Origin of the sequence: Kosakonia sp. S42, assembly GCF_016624785.1 — a bacterium.
Classification (GTDB): domain Bacteria; phylum Pseudomonadota; class Gammaproteobacteria; order Enterobacterales; family Enterobacteriaceae; genus Kosakonia; species Kosakonia cowanii.
This window is the reverse complement of sequence record NZ_JACVTW010000006.1, coordinates 72,675-88,674: the sequence shown is the minus strand read 5'-3', so window position 1 is coordinate 88,674 and position 16,000 is coordinate 72,675. Positions and strand designations below refer to the sequence as shown.

Below are 16,000 nucleotides of genomic sequence, written 5' to 3'. Positions count from 1 at the left end.
CGCAGGCGGCTGCGGCTTTTCCTCTTTGCCTGTGCTAGCGTAAGGACGTTCAATAATGTGGCCGCAAACACTTCCCATGAATGACGTCGATGATGAATTGCTGATCTACTCGCCTTTAATGCGTAGCTTTACCTTTAACGCCTATCTGGTGGCGGGTTATACGCCTATCGTCAAAGGCAATAAGCTGGACTTTTTTATTAACCGCCAGCAGGGGATGAAAGGCTATATTTTAAATATTACCCTGCGTGGCGCAGGGGTAATTCACCGTAATAACGAGACGTTTATCTGCCGGGAGAACGATATTTTGCTTTTCCCTCCCGGTTGCCCGCATCACTATGGCCGTGAAGCGCAAAGCACTTACTGGGATCATTTGTGGATCTATTTTATTCCACGGCCTTACTGGATTGACTGGCTGAAATGGGATCGTAACTGGCATCAGATTGGCCTGACGCAAAGCGCCGATTCGATTTTCGTCGAGCAGCTAAAAACAGCGGTGAAAGAGGTGATTCGGCTTAATTCCTCGCCAGACCGCGTGGATAAGATCCTCGCCATGAATAGCCTGGAGAAAGCGCTGCTTTACTGTTTCAAACAGCAACCGGCGAGTAATCGCGCCTCGGTTGACCCGCGCATCAACGCTATTTGCCAATATCTTGATGAGAATCTGGCGGCTAAACTGACGATTAGCGAACTGGCGGCGAAAGCCTATCTTTCATCCTCGCGGCTGGCGCATCTTTTTCGTCAGGAAATTGGCATGACAATTTGGGGCTGGCGGGAAAAGCAGCGCATGAGCCGGGCAGCGATGTTATTACAGCATACGCAGCTGACTATTTCGCAAATCGCCCAGGTCGTGGGCTATGACGACGCGCTCTATTTTTCGCGTCTTTTTCATCAGCAATACCATGTCGGGCCGCGGGAATACCGCAAACGGTATGAGCAGTTACATTCGCTTTAGTTTCGCTCTCTAAAATAGAAACGCTGCGCTATACTCGCTGCGTTTTAATTTCCCGGAGACGGTATGAATATCGCGGATTATCTGGCAAAAACCCTGAAAATGCTGCGTCAGGCGCGGGGCTGGAGCCTTTCAAAACTCGCAGAAGAGACCGGCGTATCAAAAGCGATGCTCGGGCAGATCGAACGCAACGAGTCGAGCCCGACGGTGGCGACGCTGTGGAAAATCGCCACCGGCTTAAATGTGCCGTTCTCAACCTTTATTGCGCCGCCGCAGAGCGACACGCCGCACGCTTACGATCCCGATCGGCAGGCGATGGTAATCACGCCGCTTTTCCCGTGGGATGAACAGCTCCATTTTGATCTCTTCTCCATTACGCTTGCGCCCGGCGCGCTGAGTGAATCCACGCCTCATGAAAAAGGGGTGATTGAACATGTGGTGGTCATCAATGGGGTGCTGGATATGCAGCTTAACGGCGAGTGGCAGACGCTGGAGGCGGGGAGCGGGGTGCGTTTCGCGGCCGACCAGGCGCATGCTTATCGCAACAGCAGCGCGCAAACCGTACATTTTCACTCGTTAATCCACTATCCAAAAGAAAAAGCCGCGAGCGAACCCGCGGCAAAAAACGACGACGATTAATACCCCATAACATCCACAACGTGACGATTTCTGTTCCTGTCACCACACTATCGCGCCAGCGCCGCCGGGGGAAATAGCGATTTCGGCATAGCATTGTCGCCTGGCGCAAATTCCCGGCACGACAGGTGGTGTAACGCCCCGGTTCTGACTACAATAGCCGCCATTTTGCACATAATGGATAACGACGATTGTATGCGCCTGCACCCTCATCATCTTGAACTGCTCAGCCCGGCTCGCGACACTGCCATCGCCCGTGAAGCGATCCTTCACGGCGCGGACGCGGTCTATATTGGCGGCCCCGGCTTCGGCGCCCGCCATAACGCTGGCAACAGCCTGCGCGATATTGCCGAACTGGTGCCGTTCGCCCATCGCTATGGCGCGAAGGTGTTTATCACCCTCAACACCATTCTTCATGATGATGAACTGGAACCGGCGCAGAAACTGATCGGCGATCTCTACCAGGCCGGTGTTGATGCGCTGATTGTGCAGGATATGGGCGTGCTGGAGATGGATATCCCGCCGATTGAGTTGCATGCCAGCACCCAGTGCGATATCCGCAGCGTTGAAAAAGCCAAATTCCTCTCTGACGTCGGCTTCAGCCAGATTGTGCTGGCGCGCGAGCTGAACCTTGAGCAGATCCGCGCCATTCACCAGGCGACGGACGCGACCATTGAGTTCTTTATTCACGGTGCGCTCTGCGTGGCCTACTCCGGGCAGTGCAACATCTCCCACGCACAAACCGGGCGCAGCGCCAACCGTGGCGACTGCTCGCAGGCCTGCCGTCTGCCTTACACCCTGAAAGACGATCAGGGCCGCGTCGTGGCCTATGAAAAGCATCTGCTGTCGATGAAAGATAACGATCAGACCGCTAACCTGGCGGCGCTGATCGACGCGGGCGTGCGCTCCTTCAAAATTGAGGGGCGTTACAAAGATATGAGCTACGTGAAAAACATCACCGCTCACTATCGCCAGATGCTCGACGCGATTATCGACGATCGCCCGGAGCTGGCGCGCGCCTCCGCCGGGCGCACCGAGCACTTCTTTATTCCTTCGACGGATAAAACCTTCCATCGCGGCAGCACCGACTACTTTGTTAACGCGCGCAAAATCGATATCGGCGCGTTTGACTCACCGAAGTTTGTCGGCCTGCCGGTGGGTGAAGTGCTGAAAGTGGGCAAAGATCATCTCGACGTGGAAGTGACCGAACCGCTGGCCAACGGCGACGGGCTGAACGTGCTGGTGAAGCGTGAAGTGGTTGGTTTCCGCGTTAACGTGGCAGAAAAAACCGCCGAAAACCGTTACCGCGTCTTCCCGAACGAGATGCCGGATGCGCTGAAAACACTGCGTCCGCACCACGCGCTCAACCGCAACCTCGATCACAACTGGCAGCAGGCGCTGCTGAAAACCTCCAGCGAGCGGCGCATCGGCGTTGATATTGAGCTGGGCGGCTGGCAGGAGCAGCTGGTGCTGACGCTGACCAGCGAAGATGGCGTCAGCGTGACTCATACGCTGGATGGCCAGTTCGATGAAGCTAATAACGAGGAAAAAGCGCTCGATAACTTGAAAGATGGCCTGGCGAAGCTGGGGCAAACCCGTTACTACGCGCAGAAGATCGACATCAACCTGCCGGGGGCGCTGTTTGTGCCCAACAGCCTGCTCAACCAGCTGCGCCGCGAAACGGTGGAGATGCTGGAAGAGGCACGTCTGGCAAACTATCAGCGTGGCAGCCGTAAAGCAGTGGCGACGCCCGCGCCGGTCTACCCGGAAACCCATCTCTCGTTCCTCGCCAACGTTTACAACCATAAAGCGCGTGAATTCTATCACCGCTATGGCGTGCAGCTGATTGACGCGGCGTATGAAGCTCACGAAGAGAAGGGCGAAGTACCGGTGATGATCACCAAACACTGCCTGCGCTTTGCCTTTAACCTCTGTCCGAAACAGGCGAAGGGCAATATCAAGAGTTGGCGCGCGACGCCGATGCAACTGGTACACGGCGATGAGGTGTTAACCCTGCGCTTCGATTGCCGCCCGTGTGAAATGCACGTGATCGGCAAGATGAAAAACCACATCCTCAAGATGCCGCTGCCGGGCAGCGTGGTGGCCTCAATCAGCCCCGATGATCTGCTGAAAACCTTACCGAAAAACAGATAACCCGCAGGGTGGCGCAATGCCACCCTGTTTTGTTTATGGCGTTGAGGTGTAGCGCCAGTAGGGCGGCGAGCCGAAACTCGCCAGCAGAAAGTCGATCACCGTGCGTGTATTCAGCGACGGGTATTTCCCGCCCGGATAGAGCATCCACAGCGACTGCTCACCCGGCGAATAGGAAGCAGTGTACTCCGGCAGCAGGGCAACCAGCTCGCCGCGATTAAGCAACTCGCCCACCTGCCAGTCAGGAAAGAGCAGCATTCCCGCGTCGTTGCGCGCCGCCTGCAACAGCAGCTCCGCATTATCCGAGAGAATTTTCGCCTGCGGCGAGAAGGCGTAATCCTGCTCGCCGCGCTGAAAGCGCCAGCGCTGCAAGCCGGTTTTCCCGCGATAGGCCAGCAGGCGGTGCGTCAGCAGATCCTCGGGCGAGGCGGGCGCGCCGTAGCGGCGGAGATAGTTCGGCGTCGCCACCAGGTGGCAGGTCTGCTTTGCAATCAGCCGCCCGTGCAGCTCCGAGTTTTTCAGCGAGGCGATACGCACCAGCAGATCGGTGCCGTCGGCAAAGGGGTCGATATAGTCATCGTTAAGATTGAGCTCAATTTGCAGGGCGGCGTAGCGCTCGCTCAGTTCACTGATGCGTGGCCCGATATGGTTCAGGCCAAAGGAGATGGGGGCATTGATGCGGATACGGCCGCCCGGTTCGCCGCGCCGCTCGCCGACCTGCGTCTGCGCATCGCTCAGTTGCTGCAACATCGTGCGGAAGGTCTGGGCATAAATATGCCCGGCGTCGGTGGCGATCACCGCGCGGGTGTTGCGATAGAGCAACTGGGTTTCCAGCGCCTGCTCAAGTTGCTGCACCACGCGCGATAAGGACGAGGCGGCAAGCCCCTCGTTGCGGGCCACTTCCGAGAGATTGCCTTCACGCACGATGGCAAGAAAGAGGTGCATCGATCGGGCGCTAATCTGGCTGAGGTTTTTCATCTGTGCGTAATCCGCAAAGGTCCATGGCGCATTGTAGTGTTTTTACGCACGAAGTTCATCGTTAAGATACGCCAACACTCAGCACGGAGACTATTTATGAGTACGCCTGTTTTAGCTTTCGATGAAACCGTCCGCCAGCGCACCTCGGTACGCGCCTTTTTGCCCACGCCGTTGACGGATGAGCAGATCCACGCCGTTCTGCAGGATGCGCAATACGCGCCCTCCAACTGCAACACCCAGCCCTGGCATGTGCATGTGGTTTCCGGTGAAACCAAAGATCGCCTTGCGCAGCTAATGATTGAGAATGATATTGCCGGTAAACAGACGCCGGATTTCACCTTCGCCTATGAGGATTTCCACGGCGACTATTTTGACCGCAGCCAGCAGCAGGCGAAGCTCTATTACGAAGCGCTGGGCATTGCGCGGGATGATAAAGAGAAGCGCCGTGAATACTACCTGCGCAACTATCGCTTTTTCGATGCGCCGCACGCGGCGTTTCTGTTTATGCCGACCGTTGGCGATAACGTTCGCGTGGCGTCGGATATGGGCATGTACGGGCAGACCTTTTTGCTCTCTTTAGCCGCCCGCGGCTTTGCCGGTATTCCGCAGACGCTGCTCGGTTTTCATGCCGATCTGGTGCGTGAAGCGTTGGGGGTATCAGATGAGTACCGCCTGTTGTTTGGTATCTCGTTTGGTTACGCCGACACCAGCAATATCGCCGCGACGCTGCGCATGCCGCGCATACCGGTGGAAAGCAGTGTGGTGATGCACAAGTAGCGGTTATTTGCCGGATGGCGCTCGCGCTTATCCGCCTACAACATCGTTCGGTTCGCGTAGGCCGGATAAGGCGGAGCCGCCATCCGGCAGAAAAACCATACAAAAGGCCGGAAACAATCTGTCGGATGGCGCTTACGCTTATCCGGCCTACAACACCGCTCGGTCCGCGTAGGCCGGATAAGGCGGAGCCGCCATCCGGCAAAAAAAGCGATAAAAAAGGCCGGAAACATTAACCTGTTTCCGGCCTTTGATCTTAATGGGACTTAAACCCGGCGGCTGACATCAACAGCCGGAACACCATGCTGACGGCAGCCAGCGCCAGTACGCTTCCGCCCCAGATGACGACCAGCCACATCAGCCGTTTCCATAGCGGTTGTTTCATCAATGATACCCCTCGCCATGCTGGATTTTGCCGCGGAACACGTAGTAGCTCCAGAAGGTGTAAACCAGAATGATAGGGATGATCAACAGCGCGCCAACCAGCATAAAGCCCTGGCTCTGCGGCGGTGCCGCCGCCTGCCAGAAGCTGATATCCGGCGGGATAATGTTGGGCCAGATACTGATCCCAAGGCCGCTAAAGCCGAGGAAAATTAACCCGAGCGTCAGCAGGAACGGGCGTCTGTGTACCTCTTCATTGCCGAGGCAGCGCCAGAGCCAGATGCTGAGCGCAATCACCAGCAGCGGCACCGGCGAGAAGAAGAGCAGGTTCGGCATGCTGAACCAGCGATCGGCAATCGCACCGTGAGAGAGCGGCGTCCACAGGCTGATAACGCCCATCACCACCAGTAACGCCAGCAGCAGTTTTTTCGCCGCCGCGCGCATCTTGCCCTGTAGCGGTTCGCCGCTCTTCATCACCAGCCAGCTTGCCCCCAGCAACGCATACGCGATCACCAGGCCAAGGCCGCAGAAGAGGTTAAACGGCGTCAGCCAGTCGAGCGCGCCGCCGCTGAAAGTGCGGCCAGTCACTTTAAAGCCATTGATAAACGCGCCAACCACCACGCCCTGCGAGAAGGTCGCCAGCAGCGAGCCGGACAAGAAGGCTTTATCCCAGAAGGGACGGTGCGCTTCAGTCGCTTTAAAGCGGAACTCAAAGGCCACGCCGCGGAAGATCAGGCCAATCAGCATCAGCGTCAGCGGAATGGTCAGCGCGTCGGTGATAACCGCATAGGCCAGCGGAAAAGCGCCAAACAGCCCCGCACCGCCCAGCACTAACCAGGTTTCGTTCCCATCCCACACCGGTGCAACGCTGTTGACCATCACATCGCGATCGTGGCCGTCGCGCGTCACCGGGAAGAGGATGCCGATGCCCAGGTCAAAACCATCCATCACGATATACATCAGGGTCGCAAAGACGATAATGACAAACCAAATTAACGGAAGATCGATACCCATTATTTATCCTCATCAGCCGGAAGATGTTCACCTGCCGCTGAAAGCGGACGTGCCGGAGTGCCCTGCGTGGCGTTTTCATCGTGCGGCTGCGGCCCTTTGGTGATCAAACGCACCATATAGAGATAGCCGACGCCAAACACCGAGCAGTAGACGATAAAGAAGGCCAGCAGGCTGAGGCTCATCTGCAAATCGCCGTGACCGGAAACCGCATCGGCGGTGCGCAGCAGGCCATAAACCACCCACGGCTGGCGGCCCACTTCGGTGGTCACCCACCCGGCAAGAATGGCGATCAGCCCCGCAGGCCCCATCCAGAGGGCAAAGTGCAGGAACGGCCGCGACGCATACAGCCGCTTGCGATAACGCAGCCACAGCGCCATCACGCCAAGACCAATCATCAGCATGCCCAGCGCCACCATAATGCGGAAGGACCAGAAGACGATCGGCGAATAGGGACGCTCATCTTTGGGGAACTCTTTCAGCGCCGGGACCTGCTTATCGAGGCTGTGAGTCAGGATCAGGCTGCCGAGCGCCGGGATCTCCACCGCGTAGCGAGTGCGCTCCTGCTCCATATCCGGCAGGCCAAACAGCAGCAGCGGCGTCGCTTCACCCGGCGGGTTCTCCCAGTGGCCTTCAATAGCGGCAATCTTCGCTGGCTGATGCTCAAGCGTATTCAGGCCGTGCATATCGCCGACCATCGCCTGAATCGGTGCCACAACCAGCGCCATCCACATTGCCATGGAGAACATTTTGCGGATCGCCGGCGTATTGTTACCGCGCAGCAGGTGCCAGGCCGCAGAAGCACCGACAAACAGCGCGCTGCTGAGGAAGGCGGCAATCGACATATGGAACAGGCGGTAAGGGAAGGAGGGGTTAAAGACCACCTTAAACCAATCCACCGGGATCACCTGACCATTCTCAATGGCAAAGCCCTGCGGGGTATGCATCCAGCTGTTGGATGCGAGGATCCAGAAGGTCGACATCAGCGTGCCGAGCGCCACCATACAGGTGGAGAAAAAGTGCAGACCGGGGCCGACTTTATTCCAGCCAAACAGCATGACGCCAAGGAAACCTGCTTCAAGGAAGAAGGCGGTTAACACCTCATAGGTGAGCAGCGGGCCGGTAATGCTGCCCGCAAATTGCGAAAATCCGCTCCAGTTGGTGCCGAACTGATAGGCCATCACCAGACCAGAAACTACCCCCATGCCGAAGTTAACGGCAAAGATCTTCGACCAGAAGTGGTAAAGGGTTTTCCAGTCCGGGTTCCGGGTTTTCAGCCACAGACCTTCCAGCACCGCGAGATAACTGGCAAGGCCAATGGTTATCGCCGGAAAGATAATATGGAACGAAACGGTGAAGGCGAACTGTATCCTCGCCAGGTAAAACGCATCTAAACCAAACATGCACATCCTCAGAATCAATGGTGTGGCGTCAATGTTAATGACTACGCCCGCCGACTTGCAGAGACAGTTGACAGCAATTTACATATAACAGTCCTTTACAAGGGTACGGCAGGTTGCAGGATAGTCCAGGCGAAACGGGAAATATTCACCAGAAAGTCATGGTTGTAACTGTCTATAACAGTTCGACGCATTGCGCACTTTTTCTAAACTGATATAGCGAGATCGCCATTAGCGTGCCATCATGACGTACTCTTCGGTCACGTGAACAACCATGAAAAAATATCAGCGCCTGGCGCAGCAAATCGTTGAACAAATTGAACTTGGCGTCTGGCGGCCGGGTGAAAAGCTGCCCTCGCTGCGTGAACAGGTGGCGAGCAGCGGGCTGAGTTTTATGACCGTCGGGCATGCCTATCAGCTGCTCGAGAGCCAGGGGCGGGTGATTGCGCGCCCGCAGTCGGGCTATTTTGTCGCGCCGACGCCAGGCATGACGCGCGCGCCTGCGCCGCAGGTAATGCGTGACGAAGCGGTGGATATCAACACCTATATATTTGATGTCTTGCAGGCGAGCTGTGATGCCTCTGTGCTGCCGTTTGGCTCCGCGTTTCCCGATCCGAAACTCTTTCCGATGCCACAGCTTAACCGCTCGCTGGCAAAGGTAAGCAAGAGTGCGGGAGCAATGAGCGTGATTGAGAACCTGCCGCCGGGCAACAGCCAGTTACGCCATGCTATCGCCCGGCGTTACGCCCGCCAGGGAATGAATATCTCGCCGGATGAGATTGTGATTACCGCCGGTGCCCTCGAGGCGCTAAACCTCAGCCTGCAGGCCGTCACCGAGCCGGGCGACTGGGTGATCATTGAAAGCCCCTGTTTTTATGGCGCGCTACAGGCGCTGGAGCGGCTGAAACTGAAAGCGCTCTCGGTACCGACGGATGTGAAAGTGGGCATCGATCTCGACGCGCTTGAGCAGGCGCTGACCGAATACCCGGTGAAAGCCTGCTGGCTGATGACCAACAGCCAGAACCCGCTCGGCTTCACCCTCAGCCCGGAGAAGAAGGCGCGGCTGGTCGAGTTGCTGACCGCGCACAACGTCACGCTGATTGAAGATGATGTCTACAGCGAGCTCTATTATGGTCGCGAACAGCCGCTGCCCGCCAAAGCCTGGGATAAGCAGGATATGACTCTGCACTGTTCCTCTTTTTCCAAATGCCTTGTCGCCGGGTTTCGCGTCGGCTGGGTAGCGGCCGGGCGTCACGCGCGGCGCATTCAGCAGCTGCAATTAATGAGCACCTTATCCACCAGTTCGCCGCTACAGCTGGCGCTGGTTGATTATCTCTCCACCCATCACTACGACGCACACCTGCGCCGCTTACGTCGCCAGCTGGCGGAGCGCAAGCATCTCGCCTGGCAGGCGCTGCTGCGCCATCTGCCGCCGGAGGTGAAAATCTACCGCAACGAGAGCGGCTATTTTTTATGGCTCGAGTTGCCGAACGGCCTGGATGCGGGCGTGCTCAGCCAGCAGGCGCTGGCGCACCACATCAGCATCGCGCCGGGCAAGATGTTTTCCACCTCCGATAACTGGATCTCCTTCTTTCGCTTTAACTGTGCCTGGGCGTGGGGCGAGAAAGAGGAGCGGGCGGCGATGCGCCTCGGCGAACTGATACGCCAGATGATGCAATAACCTTTTGCCGCTGCGCTGAGCGCTATTCATAGGAAATGTGAATAGCAACACAGTTCAGCACTGGCTGCCCACCCGTTCTCTCTGCGCGCCGTCTATTTTTAATAGCGTGGGGGCCTTGCGGCTAATCCGTAAACAGACTTATTGACCGGGCAGAGGGAACGCGATGCAACATCAACTGTTTATTAATGGCGAACTGGTTAACGGCGAAGGTGAAGAGCAGGCGGTCTATAATCCCGCCACCGGCGAGGTGCTGCTGTCGATCGCCGAAGCGTCACACGCGCAGGTCGACGCAGCCGTCGAGGCAGCAGACCGGGCCTTTGCCGAGTGGGGGCAGACCACGCCAAAAGCGCGAGCCGATGCGCTGCTGCAACTGGCGCAGGTGATTGAGGATAACGACGAGATGTTCGCGCGCCTCGAATCGCTCAACTGCGGTAAGCCACTGCACTGCGTATTAAATGATGAACTTCCGGCGGTGGTGGATGTATTCCGCTTCTTCGCCGGTGCCGCGCGCTGCCTGAACGGGCTGGCGGCGGGCGAATATCTGGAGGGCCACACCTCAATGATTCGCCGCGATCCATTAGGCGTGGTGGCCTCTATTGCACCGTGGAACTACCCGCTGATGATGGCGGCATGGAAACTCGCCCCGGCGCTGGCGGCGGGAAACTGCGTGGTAATCAAACCCTCCGAAATTACACCGCTGACCCTGCTGAAGCTGGCGGAGCTAGCGCAAGGCATCTTCCCGGCGGGCGTATTAAATGTGCTGTTTGGCCGCGGGCAGAGCGTCGGCGATCGCTTAACCGGCCATCACAAGGTGCGCATGGTCTCGCTGACCGGCTCGATTGCCACCGGTGAGCACATCATCTCCCATACCGCTTCCTCGATTAAGCGCACCCATATGGAGCTCGGCGGCAAAGCGCCGGTGATTGTGTTTGATGATGCCGATCTCGATGCGGTGGTCGAAGTGGTGCGCACCTTTGGTTTCTACAATGCCGGGCAGGATTGCACCGCTGCGTGCCGCATCTATGCGCAAAAGGGCATTTATGATGCGCTGGTTGAGAAACTCGGCGCCGCCGTCGCCAGCCTCAAGATGGGCGAGCCGAATGATGAGTCCACCGAGCTTGGTCCGCTCAGCTCCCAGGCGCACCTTGATCGCGTAGCGCGCGCCGTCGACGAGGCGAAGGCGCTCGGGCATATCAAAGTGGTGACCGGCGGCAACAAGCAGCCGGGCGCGGGTTATTACTATCAGCCAACCTTGCTGGCCGGGGCAAAGCAAGAAGATGCCATCGTGCAGCGCGAAGTGTTTGGCCCGGTAGTCAGCGTTACAGAGTTTGATGACGAAGCGCAGGTGCTCGGCTGGGCCAACGATTCGAACTACGGCCTCGCCTCATCGGTATGGACCAAAGATGTTGGACGCGCGCACCGCATCAGCGCACGGCTACAGTATGGCTGCACCTGGGTCAACACCCACTTTATGCTGGTCAGCGAAATGCCGCACGGCGGACAAAAACACTCCGGCTATGGCAAAGATATGTCGATTTACGGGCTGGAGGATTACACGGTGGTTCGGCATGTGATGATAAAACACTGAGAAAGGTTTAAGTGACTGTAATGCAAGATTATTGTGTTGCAGCCACTTTCTTTTGGAGCACGGATAGGGCAGTGAATTCAAAGTTACTGTTGGGATAGGGAGATGTGTGAACAGGGACGCAGCGGCTGGGTTAGACAAAAAATCGGGCATGAAAATGCCTGGCCGGTGCGCTTGTATCAGGTTCCCATAAAACGTTTCAAAGTGTCTCCGTGTCACAAAAGCGTCAATTTACAGGACTAGCGTCATGCGCAGGCAAGGTTATTGTTTGAATAAAAGGATAAAAAATGAAAGCCCGTATGACGCTGTTAACCGCTTCCCTGCTGCTTGCTCATCAGGCGATGGCGAAAGATGTCCCTTTGACTGTTGCACGCGACATTGCAAATACCACTACGCCGGCGTCGGTAAGCCAGGCATTTGATGACCTGGAGAGCCAGTCTCTGTCCGCGCTGCGCGACGCGCTGAAAGGCGACGGTGCAAAAGTGGATCGTGGACAACTGGAGAAAGCGGCGCAAAGCGCAAAACAGGCCGATACCGCCTGGCTGAAAGCCAGCGGTTATGATTTCAAAGTGAAAGACAACCAAAAGGCGGGCATTGAACTGCTCTCCGCGTTCAGCAAGCTTCCTGCACCGGTGCTGGATCAGAACCTGAAAACTGTTGAGACGATTAACCTCGATGCTACCCAAGGGCTGCGCCATCAGGCGCTGGCGGATGCTGAAGGTATCAGCTACCTCTATTTTCTCTCTGACGCGCTCGGTCCTCGTCTGGGTAAAGCGTTTATCGCCGCCTATGATAAAGGCGAATTAAGCAAAGCCGCGGCGCTGATCAAAACCAGCGAAGTCAGCACCGGCGCGGCGAAGAAGCACTTTGACTACAAACGTCCATTTCTGATTCAGGGCAATACCATTCACCAGGTCCCGGATGATGTGGTAGTGAAGGATAACAAACCATACTCGGCCGACGGCGGCTCCTTCCCAAGCGGTCATACCAATACCGGTTACACCGATTCTCTGCTGATGGCGGAGATGATCCCGGAACGCTTTGACTCGCTGGTAGAGCGCGGCGCGCGCTATGGCTATTCACGCATCGTGCTGGGCGTGCACTATCCGCTGGATGTGATGGGCTCAAGAATGGTGGCCCAGCGTAACGTGGCGCATTACCTCAATGACCCGGCTTATCGTAAGTTGTTTAACGAAGCGCGCGATCAACTGCGTACGGCACTGGAAAAAGAGTGCGGCACCTCCCTGGCAGAGTGCGCGAGAACGGCTGGCAAAGATGATCCGTATCGTGACCCGGCGATGAAAGAGTTTTACCGCTTCACCATGACCTACGATCTTCCGCAGCAAAAAGGCAACGTGCAACCGGTGAAAGTACCGGAAGGGGCGGAAGTGCTGCTGGAGGTGGCGTTACCGAATCTGTCGGCGTCCGCACGTCGTGACCTGATGGTGAAAACGGCACTGCCGGGTGGTTATCCGCTGTCTGGCGAAACCGCCGATCAGAACTTCTGGCAACGTCTGAACCTGCCAGAAGCCTATGCGATGGCGCATAAAGCGAAGTAAGTTTTCGCAACGGTTCTGGCACGGCCGGCACCGTATTGTTGTCAGAAGCTAAACGCGCCTGATAATCAAAAATTAATATTTATCGTCGCCAGGGACGGCAGTAAATTACTTACAAATAATGTCATTACCCCGTCACAAAAAGCGGTAATAATAGCTGGCTTTTTGAATAATCAGGCAGGGGAATTAAATCATAATGAGTAAAATCGTAGTCGTACTGATTCCCGGGCGGGCTGCCGAGTTTTTGACGGTGGATGACGGCGACACAACTATCTCTTCAACACTCTCATATGGCGCAATGCCGATTGAAAGCTACTGGTGTGAAGGAGAGGAGTTTTATTTTGCCCGTGCGCCGCTCGCGCTAACAATGGAGTGTAGTGTAGCGGCACAGTAATAAAAAAAAAGGGGCTCAACTGAGCCCCTTTTTTATCGCATAGCTTAACGGCGCAGAAACACCTCGTTTTCGCGCGGTGCCCAATCCTTCTCTGAAAAATCGTAGGTAGGTAGCGCCTCATCTTTAATGCCCTGCGAGCGCAGTACGGCGCGGACTTCTGTCGGTAAGTTTTCGTCGCGGAACAGCTCGGCCAGCACAAACAGCGTATCGATAAAGGAGAGCTGTTTCACTTCAAACGGCTTCCAGCCGGTGCGTTTGAAGATGAGATGGTAGAGCGCCTCCTCACCGGCAAGGGGAACAAAGTTACTGGCATACTTGTCACGATGGCGCGCCAGCAGGACTTCGAGGATAAATATTTGCGCAATGCGCTGCCTCGCGGCATGGCCCCGCACGCTATCCGTGGTCCAATCGTTAAGCGTGATGTCATTATTTTCACGTACCCGAACTTCAATGGCTTGCCACAGATCGTCATATTTCTGCATAAACTTACCTTGTTTCACCTTTTCTTTGCCTGTTAAAAACAATAACAGAGAAGATTCTGGCTCGCCAAATATAGCAGCACTTAATTACTGCCTTTCGATATTAATAATCAGACTTAAGTTAAATCTCATGCAGAAATGCATCTGAATAAGCTGAGTTGTTTTTAATCAATATTGAGCAGGAATAATAAGAATAGTTTTGTGATTCATACCTTCACGGGATAAAAAAATGAAAATAGCGACGTGGTTAGCAGGCGTTATTGTGGCTGCCAGCGTGATGATTGCACCGCAAGGGGTGGCAAAAGGTCCGACGCTGAGTGACGCGCAGGTCAAACAGGCAATTATTGAAGAGTCTATCGCCGAGTATCCGGGCACTTGCGCCTGTCCGTTTAACCGTGCGCGAAACGGCAGTTCGTGCGGGCGGCGCAGTGCCTGGAGCAAAGCAGGGGGTTATGCGCCCATCTGTTACGCCAATGAAGTGACAAAGGAGATGATTAAAGCGTGGCGCGAGCGCCAACAATAATCAGAAAAGAGACGTCCGCTGGCGCTGCGTTTACCCTCCCCATCAAGGATTACTCCCGGCGGACGTTTATGAATAGATTCAGCCCGTTAGATCAAAAATGCGGCATATGGCCTGTTTTGAGAAACTATTTAAACTTGATAAAGGTCAATTAAAAGAGCATATTGCGCACGTTTTGTTACTTCTGGGTTAATGCTTGTTATGTCGTTATACCAAAAAATGTTGGTGTTCTATTGTGTCATGGCCTTGATCTGCGCCTTTATCACCTGGTTTCTGTCGCACGATCGTAAACGCATCCGCCTGCTGAGTGCTTTTCTGGTCGGTTCCACCTGGCCGATGAGCTTTCCGGTCGCGCTGCTGTTCTCCATTTTCTGATCTCTGCCTGCTGCTAAAGCAAAGCGTGACCGCCCCGACAGCATGCGGGCAAGAAAGAGAGCAGCATAGGCACTGCACGTTGGCCTATGGACAGGAGAAAGCGGATGGACCTCTACACAAAACTGCTGATTTTTTACGGGGTAATGGCGACGATTTGCGCGCTTGTCACCTGGTTTCTCACCAAAGAGAGGCGCACCATGCGCTTATTGAGCGCGCTATTAGTCGGTGCAACATGGCCGATCAGCTTCCCGGTGGCGCTCCTTATTTCACTCTTTTGAATTCGCTCGCAATCTTGCGCTGAAATGCTGTATAAAATACCAGTATCACGCAAGAGGGGGAGCAAATGGACGAACTCAATTCACACCACGCGCAGTGCCGCGTTCGCTGGCACGCCTTACCGGGCGAAGGCGACCCGGTGGTCTTTATTCACGGCCTGGGCTGCGCATCATCCTTTGAATATCCACGCATTATTACCGACCCGGCACTCGCCGGACGTCGCGCCGTACTTATCGATCTGCCCGGCAGCGGCTACAGTGAAAGACCCGCCAGCTACGCCTATCGCACCACCGATCAGGCAAACGTGGTAGTGGAAGTGCTCGATCATCTTGGCCTGGATGCCTTCTGGCTCTACGGTCACAGCATGGGCGGCAGCATTGCCATTGAGGTCGCCTCACAAGTTAACGCACGTCTTAATGGTCTTGCGGTTTCCGAGCCTAATTTTTACCCCGGCGGCGGGCAGTTCAGCCGCGAGGTGGCAAGCATGGACGAAGGGGATTTTGTCACCTGCGGCTATGCGGCGATGCTGGCGCGGGAGACCTCGCCGTGGGCGGGCAGTTTGCAGAGCACGGCGCCCTGGGCGATGTGGCGGGAAGCGAAAAGCCTGGTTGAGGGCATCACGCCCGGCTGGATGAGCCTGTTTGCCGACCTGCCGCGCCCGAAGACGCTGATTTTCGGCGCACACTCGCTGCCGGATAAAGACGCCGATGAAGTCCGCCAGCAGGGGATCGATCTGCGGATTATCGCCGACGCCGGGCATTCCATGTCATGGGAGCAGCCAGCGGCGCTGGCGCAGGCGATAGGGTCGTTTATCGCGCAGCACGAATAAAAAACCCGGCGGAGTTTGCCGGGTT

Annotated in this window: 17 protein-coding genes; 12 read left to right on the top strand and 5 right to left on the bottom strand. The window is 56.1% G+C overall.

What is annotated here, in order from left to right; translation table 11 throughout:
• Window positions 1–55: 55 nt before the first annotated feature.
• The 3 genes from araC (at window position 56) to IAE50_RS10135 (ending at window position 3,739) form a co-directional block, all read left to right on the top strand.
• A complete protein-coding gene (araC, locus tag IAE50_RS10145) occupies window positions 56–952 on the top strand; it encodes an arabinose operon transcriptional regulator AraC (RefSeq protein WP_232044977.1) in 897 nt (298 codons plus the stop codon).
• 63 nt (window positions 953–1,015) lie between these two features.
• On the top strand, window positions 1,016–1,588 hold the full coding sequence (locus IAE50_RS10140) for a helix-turn-helix domain-containing protein (protein WP_200580190.1): 573 nt from the start codon (window positions 1,016–1,018) through the stop codon (window positions 1,586–1,588).
• 192 nt (window positions 1,589–1,780) lie between these two features.
• Window positions 1,781–3,739 (top strand): U32 family peptidase, encoded by a 1,959-nt coding sequence (locus tag IAE50_RS10135; RefSeq protein ID WP_200580189.1) that lies wholly within the window; start codon window positions 1,781–1,783, stop codon window positions 3,737–3,739.
• A 33-nt stretch (window positions 3,740–3,772) separates the two neighbouring features.
• Here IAE50_RS10135 and IAE50_RS10130 read toward each other — a convergent pair whose 3' ends face one another.
• Window positions 3,773–4,714, bottom strand: coding sequence for a LysR family transcriptional regulator (locus IAE50_RS10130; RefSeq protein ID WP_200580188.1), 942 nt, complete (start codon window positions 4,712–4,714; stop codon window positions 3,773–3,775).
• A gap of 96 nt (window positions 4,715–4,810) precedes the next feature.
• On the opposite strand from IAE50_RS10130, the gene IAE50_RS10125 reads away from it, so the two are divergent.
• Window positions 4,811–5,491, top strand: coding sequence for a nitroreductase (locus IAE50_RS10125; RefSeq protein WP_200133560.1), 681 nt, complete (start codon window positions 4,811–4,813; stop codon window positions 5,489–5,491).
• A gap of 253 nt (window positions 5,492–5,744) precedes the next feature.
• Here the strand turns inward: IAE50_RS10125 and IAE50_RS10120 are convergent, their stop codons facing one another.
• The 3 genes from IAE50_RS10120 to IAE50_RS10110 are packed head-to-tail and all read right to left on the bottom strand — an operon-like array spanning window position 5,745 to window position 8,283.
• Window positions 5,745–5,873 (bottom strand): DUF2474 domain-containing protein, encoded by a 129-nt coding sequence (locus IAE50_RS10120; RefSeq protein WP_023478887.1) that lies wholly within the window; start codon window positions 5,871–5,873, stop codon window positions 5,745–5,747.
• On the bottom strand, window positions 5,873–6,883 hold the full coding sequence (cydB, locus tag IAE50_RS10115; protein ID WP_042718231.1) for a cytochrome d ubiquinol oxidase subunit II: 1,011 nt from the start codon (window positions 6,881–6,883) through the stop codon (window positions 5,873–5,875). Before cydB ends, IAE50_RS10120 begins: the two co-directional genes overlap by 1 nt.
• On the bottom strand, window positions 6,883–8,283 hold the full coding sequence (locus tag IAE50_RS10110; protein WP_200133559.1) for a cytochrome ubiquinol oxidase subunit I: 1,401 nt from the start codon (window positions 8,281–8,283) through the stop codon (window positions 6,883–6,885). Before IAE50_RS10110 ends, cydB begins: the two co-directional genes overlap by 1 nt.
• 271 nt (window positions 8,284–8,554) lie before the next feature.
• On the opposite strand from IAE50_RS10110, the gene IAE50_RS10105 reads away from it, so the two are divergent.
• The 4 genes from IAE50_RS10105 (at window position 8,555) to IAE50_RS10090 (ending at window position 13,496) form a co-directional block, all read left to right on the top strand.
• Entirely contained in the window at window positions 8,555–9,961 is a 1,407-nt protein-coding gene (locus IAE50_RS10105) for a PLP-dependent aminotransferase family protein (RefSeq protein WP_200580187.1), read from the top strand.
• A gap of 163 nt (window positions 9,962–10,124) precedes the next feature.
• The gene (gene patD / locus IAE50_RS10100; RefSeq protein ID WP_200580186.1) at window positions 10,125–11,549 is read left to right on the top strand and encodes an aminobutyraldehyde dehydrogenase; all 1,425 of its coding nucleotides are present in this window, start codon (window positions 10,125–10,127) and stop codon (window positions 11,547–11,549) included.
• A gap of 284 nt (window positions 11,550–11,833) precedes the next feature.
• Window positions 11,834–13,105: a phosphatase PAP2 family protein gene (locus IAE50_RS10095; protein WP_200580185.1), complete on the top strand. Its 1,272-nt coding sequence runs from the start codon at window positions 11,834–11,836 to the stop codon at window positions 13,103–13,105.
• A 193-nt stretch (window positions 13,106–13,298) separates the two neighbouring features.
• A complete protein-coding gene (locus tag IAE50_RS10090) occupies window positions 13,299–13,496 on the top strand; it encodes a hypothetical protein (RefSeq protein WP_054803609.1) in 198 nt (65 codons plus the stop codon).
• Window positions 13,497–13,540: 44 nt separating this feature from the next.
• On the opposite strand, the gene IAE50_RS10085 is transcribed toward IAE50_RS10090, so the two are convergent.
• On the bottom strand, window positions 13,541–13,996 hold the full coding sequence (locus tag IAE50_RS10085; RefSeq protein ID WP_232044980.1) for a hypothetical protein: 456 nt from the start codon (window positions 13,994–13,996) through the stop codon (window positions 13,541–13,543).
• Between the two features lie 256 nt (window positions 13,997–14,252).
• On the opposite strand from IAE50_RS10085, the gene IAE50_RS10080 reads away from it, so the two are divergent.
• The 4 genes from IAE50_RS10080 to IAE50_RS10065 all read left to right on the top strand — a co-directional run bounded on the left by IAE50_RS10080 (window position 14,253) and on the right by IAE50_RS10065 (window position 15,975).
• Window positions 14,253–14,498 carry a hypothetical protein gene (locus IAE50_RS10080; protein ID WP_232045496.1) on the top strand — a complete coding sequence of 82 codons (246 nt, stop codon included), beginning with the start codon at window positions 14,253–14,255 and terminating at the stop codon, window positions 14,496–14,498.
• Window positions 14,499–14,696: 198 nt separating this feature from the next.
• Complete coding sequence (locus IAE50_RS10075; protein WP_071789450.1) at window positions 14,697–14,870, top strand: GhoT/OrtT family toxin; 174 nt, start codon at window positions 14,697–14,699, stop codon at window positions 14,868–14,870.
• A 104-nt stretch (window positions 14,871–14,974) separates the two neighbouring features.
• Window positions 14,975–15,148 carry a GhoT/OrtT family toxin gene (locus IAE50_RS10070; RefSeq protein WP_076769866.1) on the top strand — a complete coding sequence of 58 codons (174 nt, stop codon included), beginning with the start codon at window positions 14,975–14,977 and terminating at the stop codon, window positions 15,146–15,148.
• A gap of 65 nt (window positions 15,149–15,213) precedes the next feature.
• A complete protein-coding gene (locus tag IAE50_RS10065) occupies window positions 15,214–15,975 on the top strand; it encodes an alpha/beta fold hydrolase (RefSeq protein WP_200580183.1) in 762 nt (253 codons plus the stop codon).
• Window positions 15,976–16,000 lie beyond the last annotated feature (25 nt).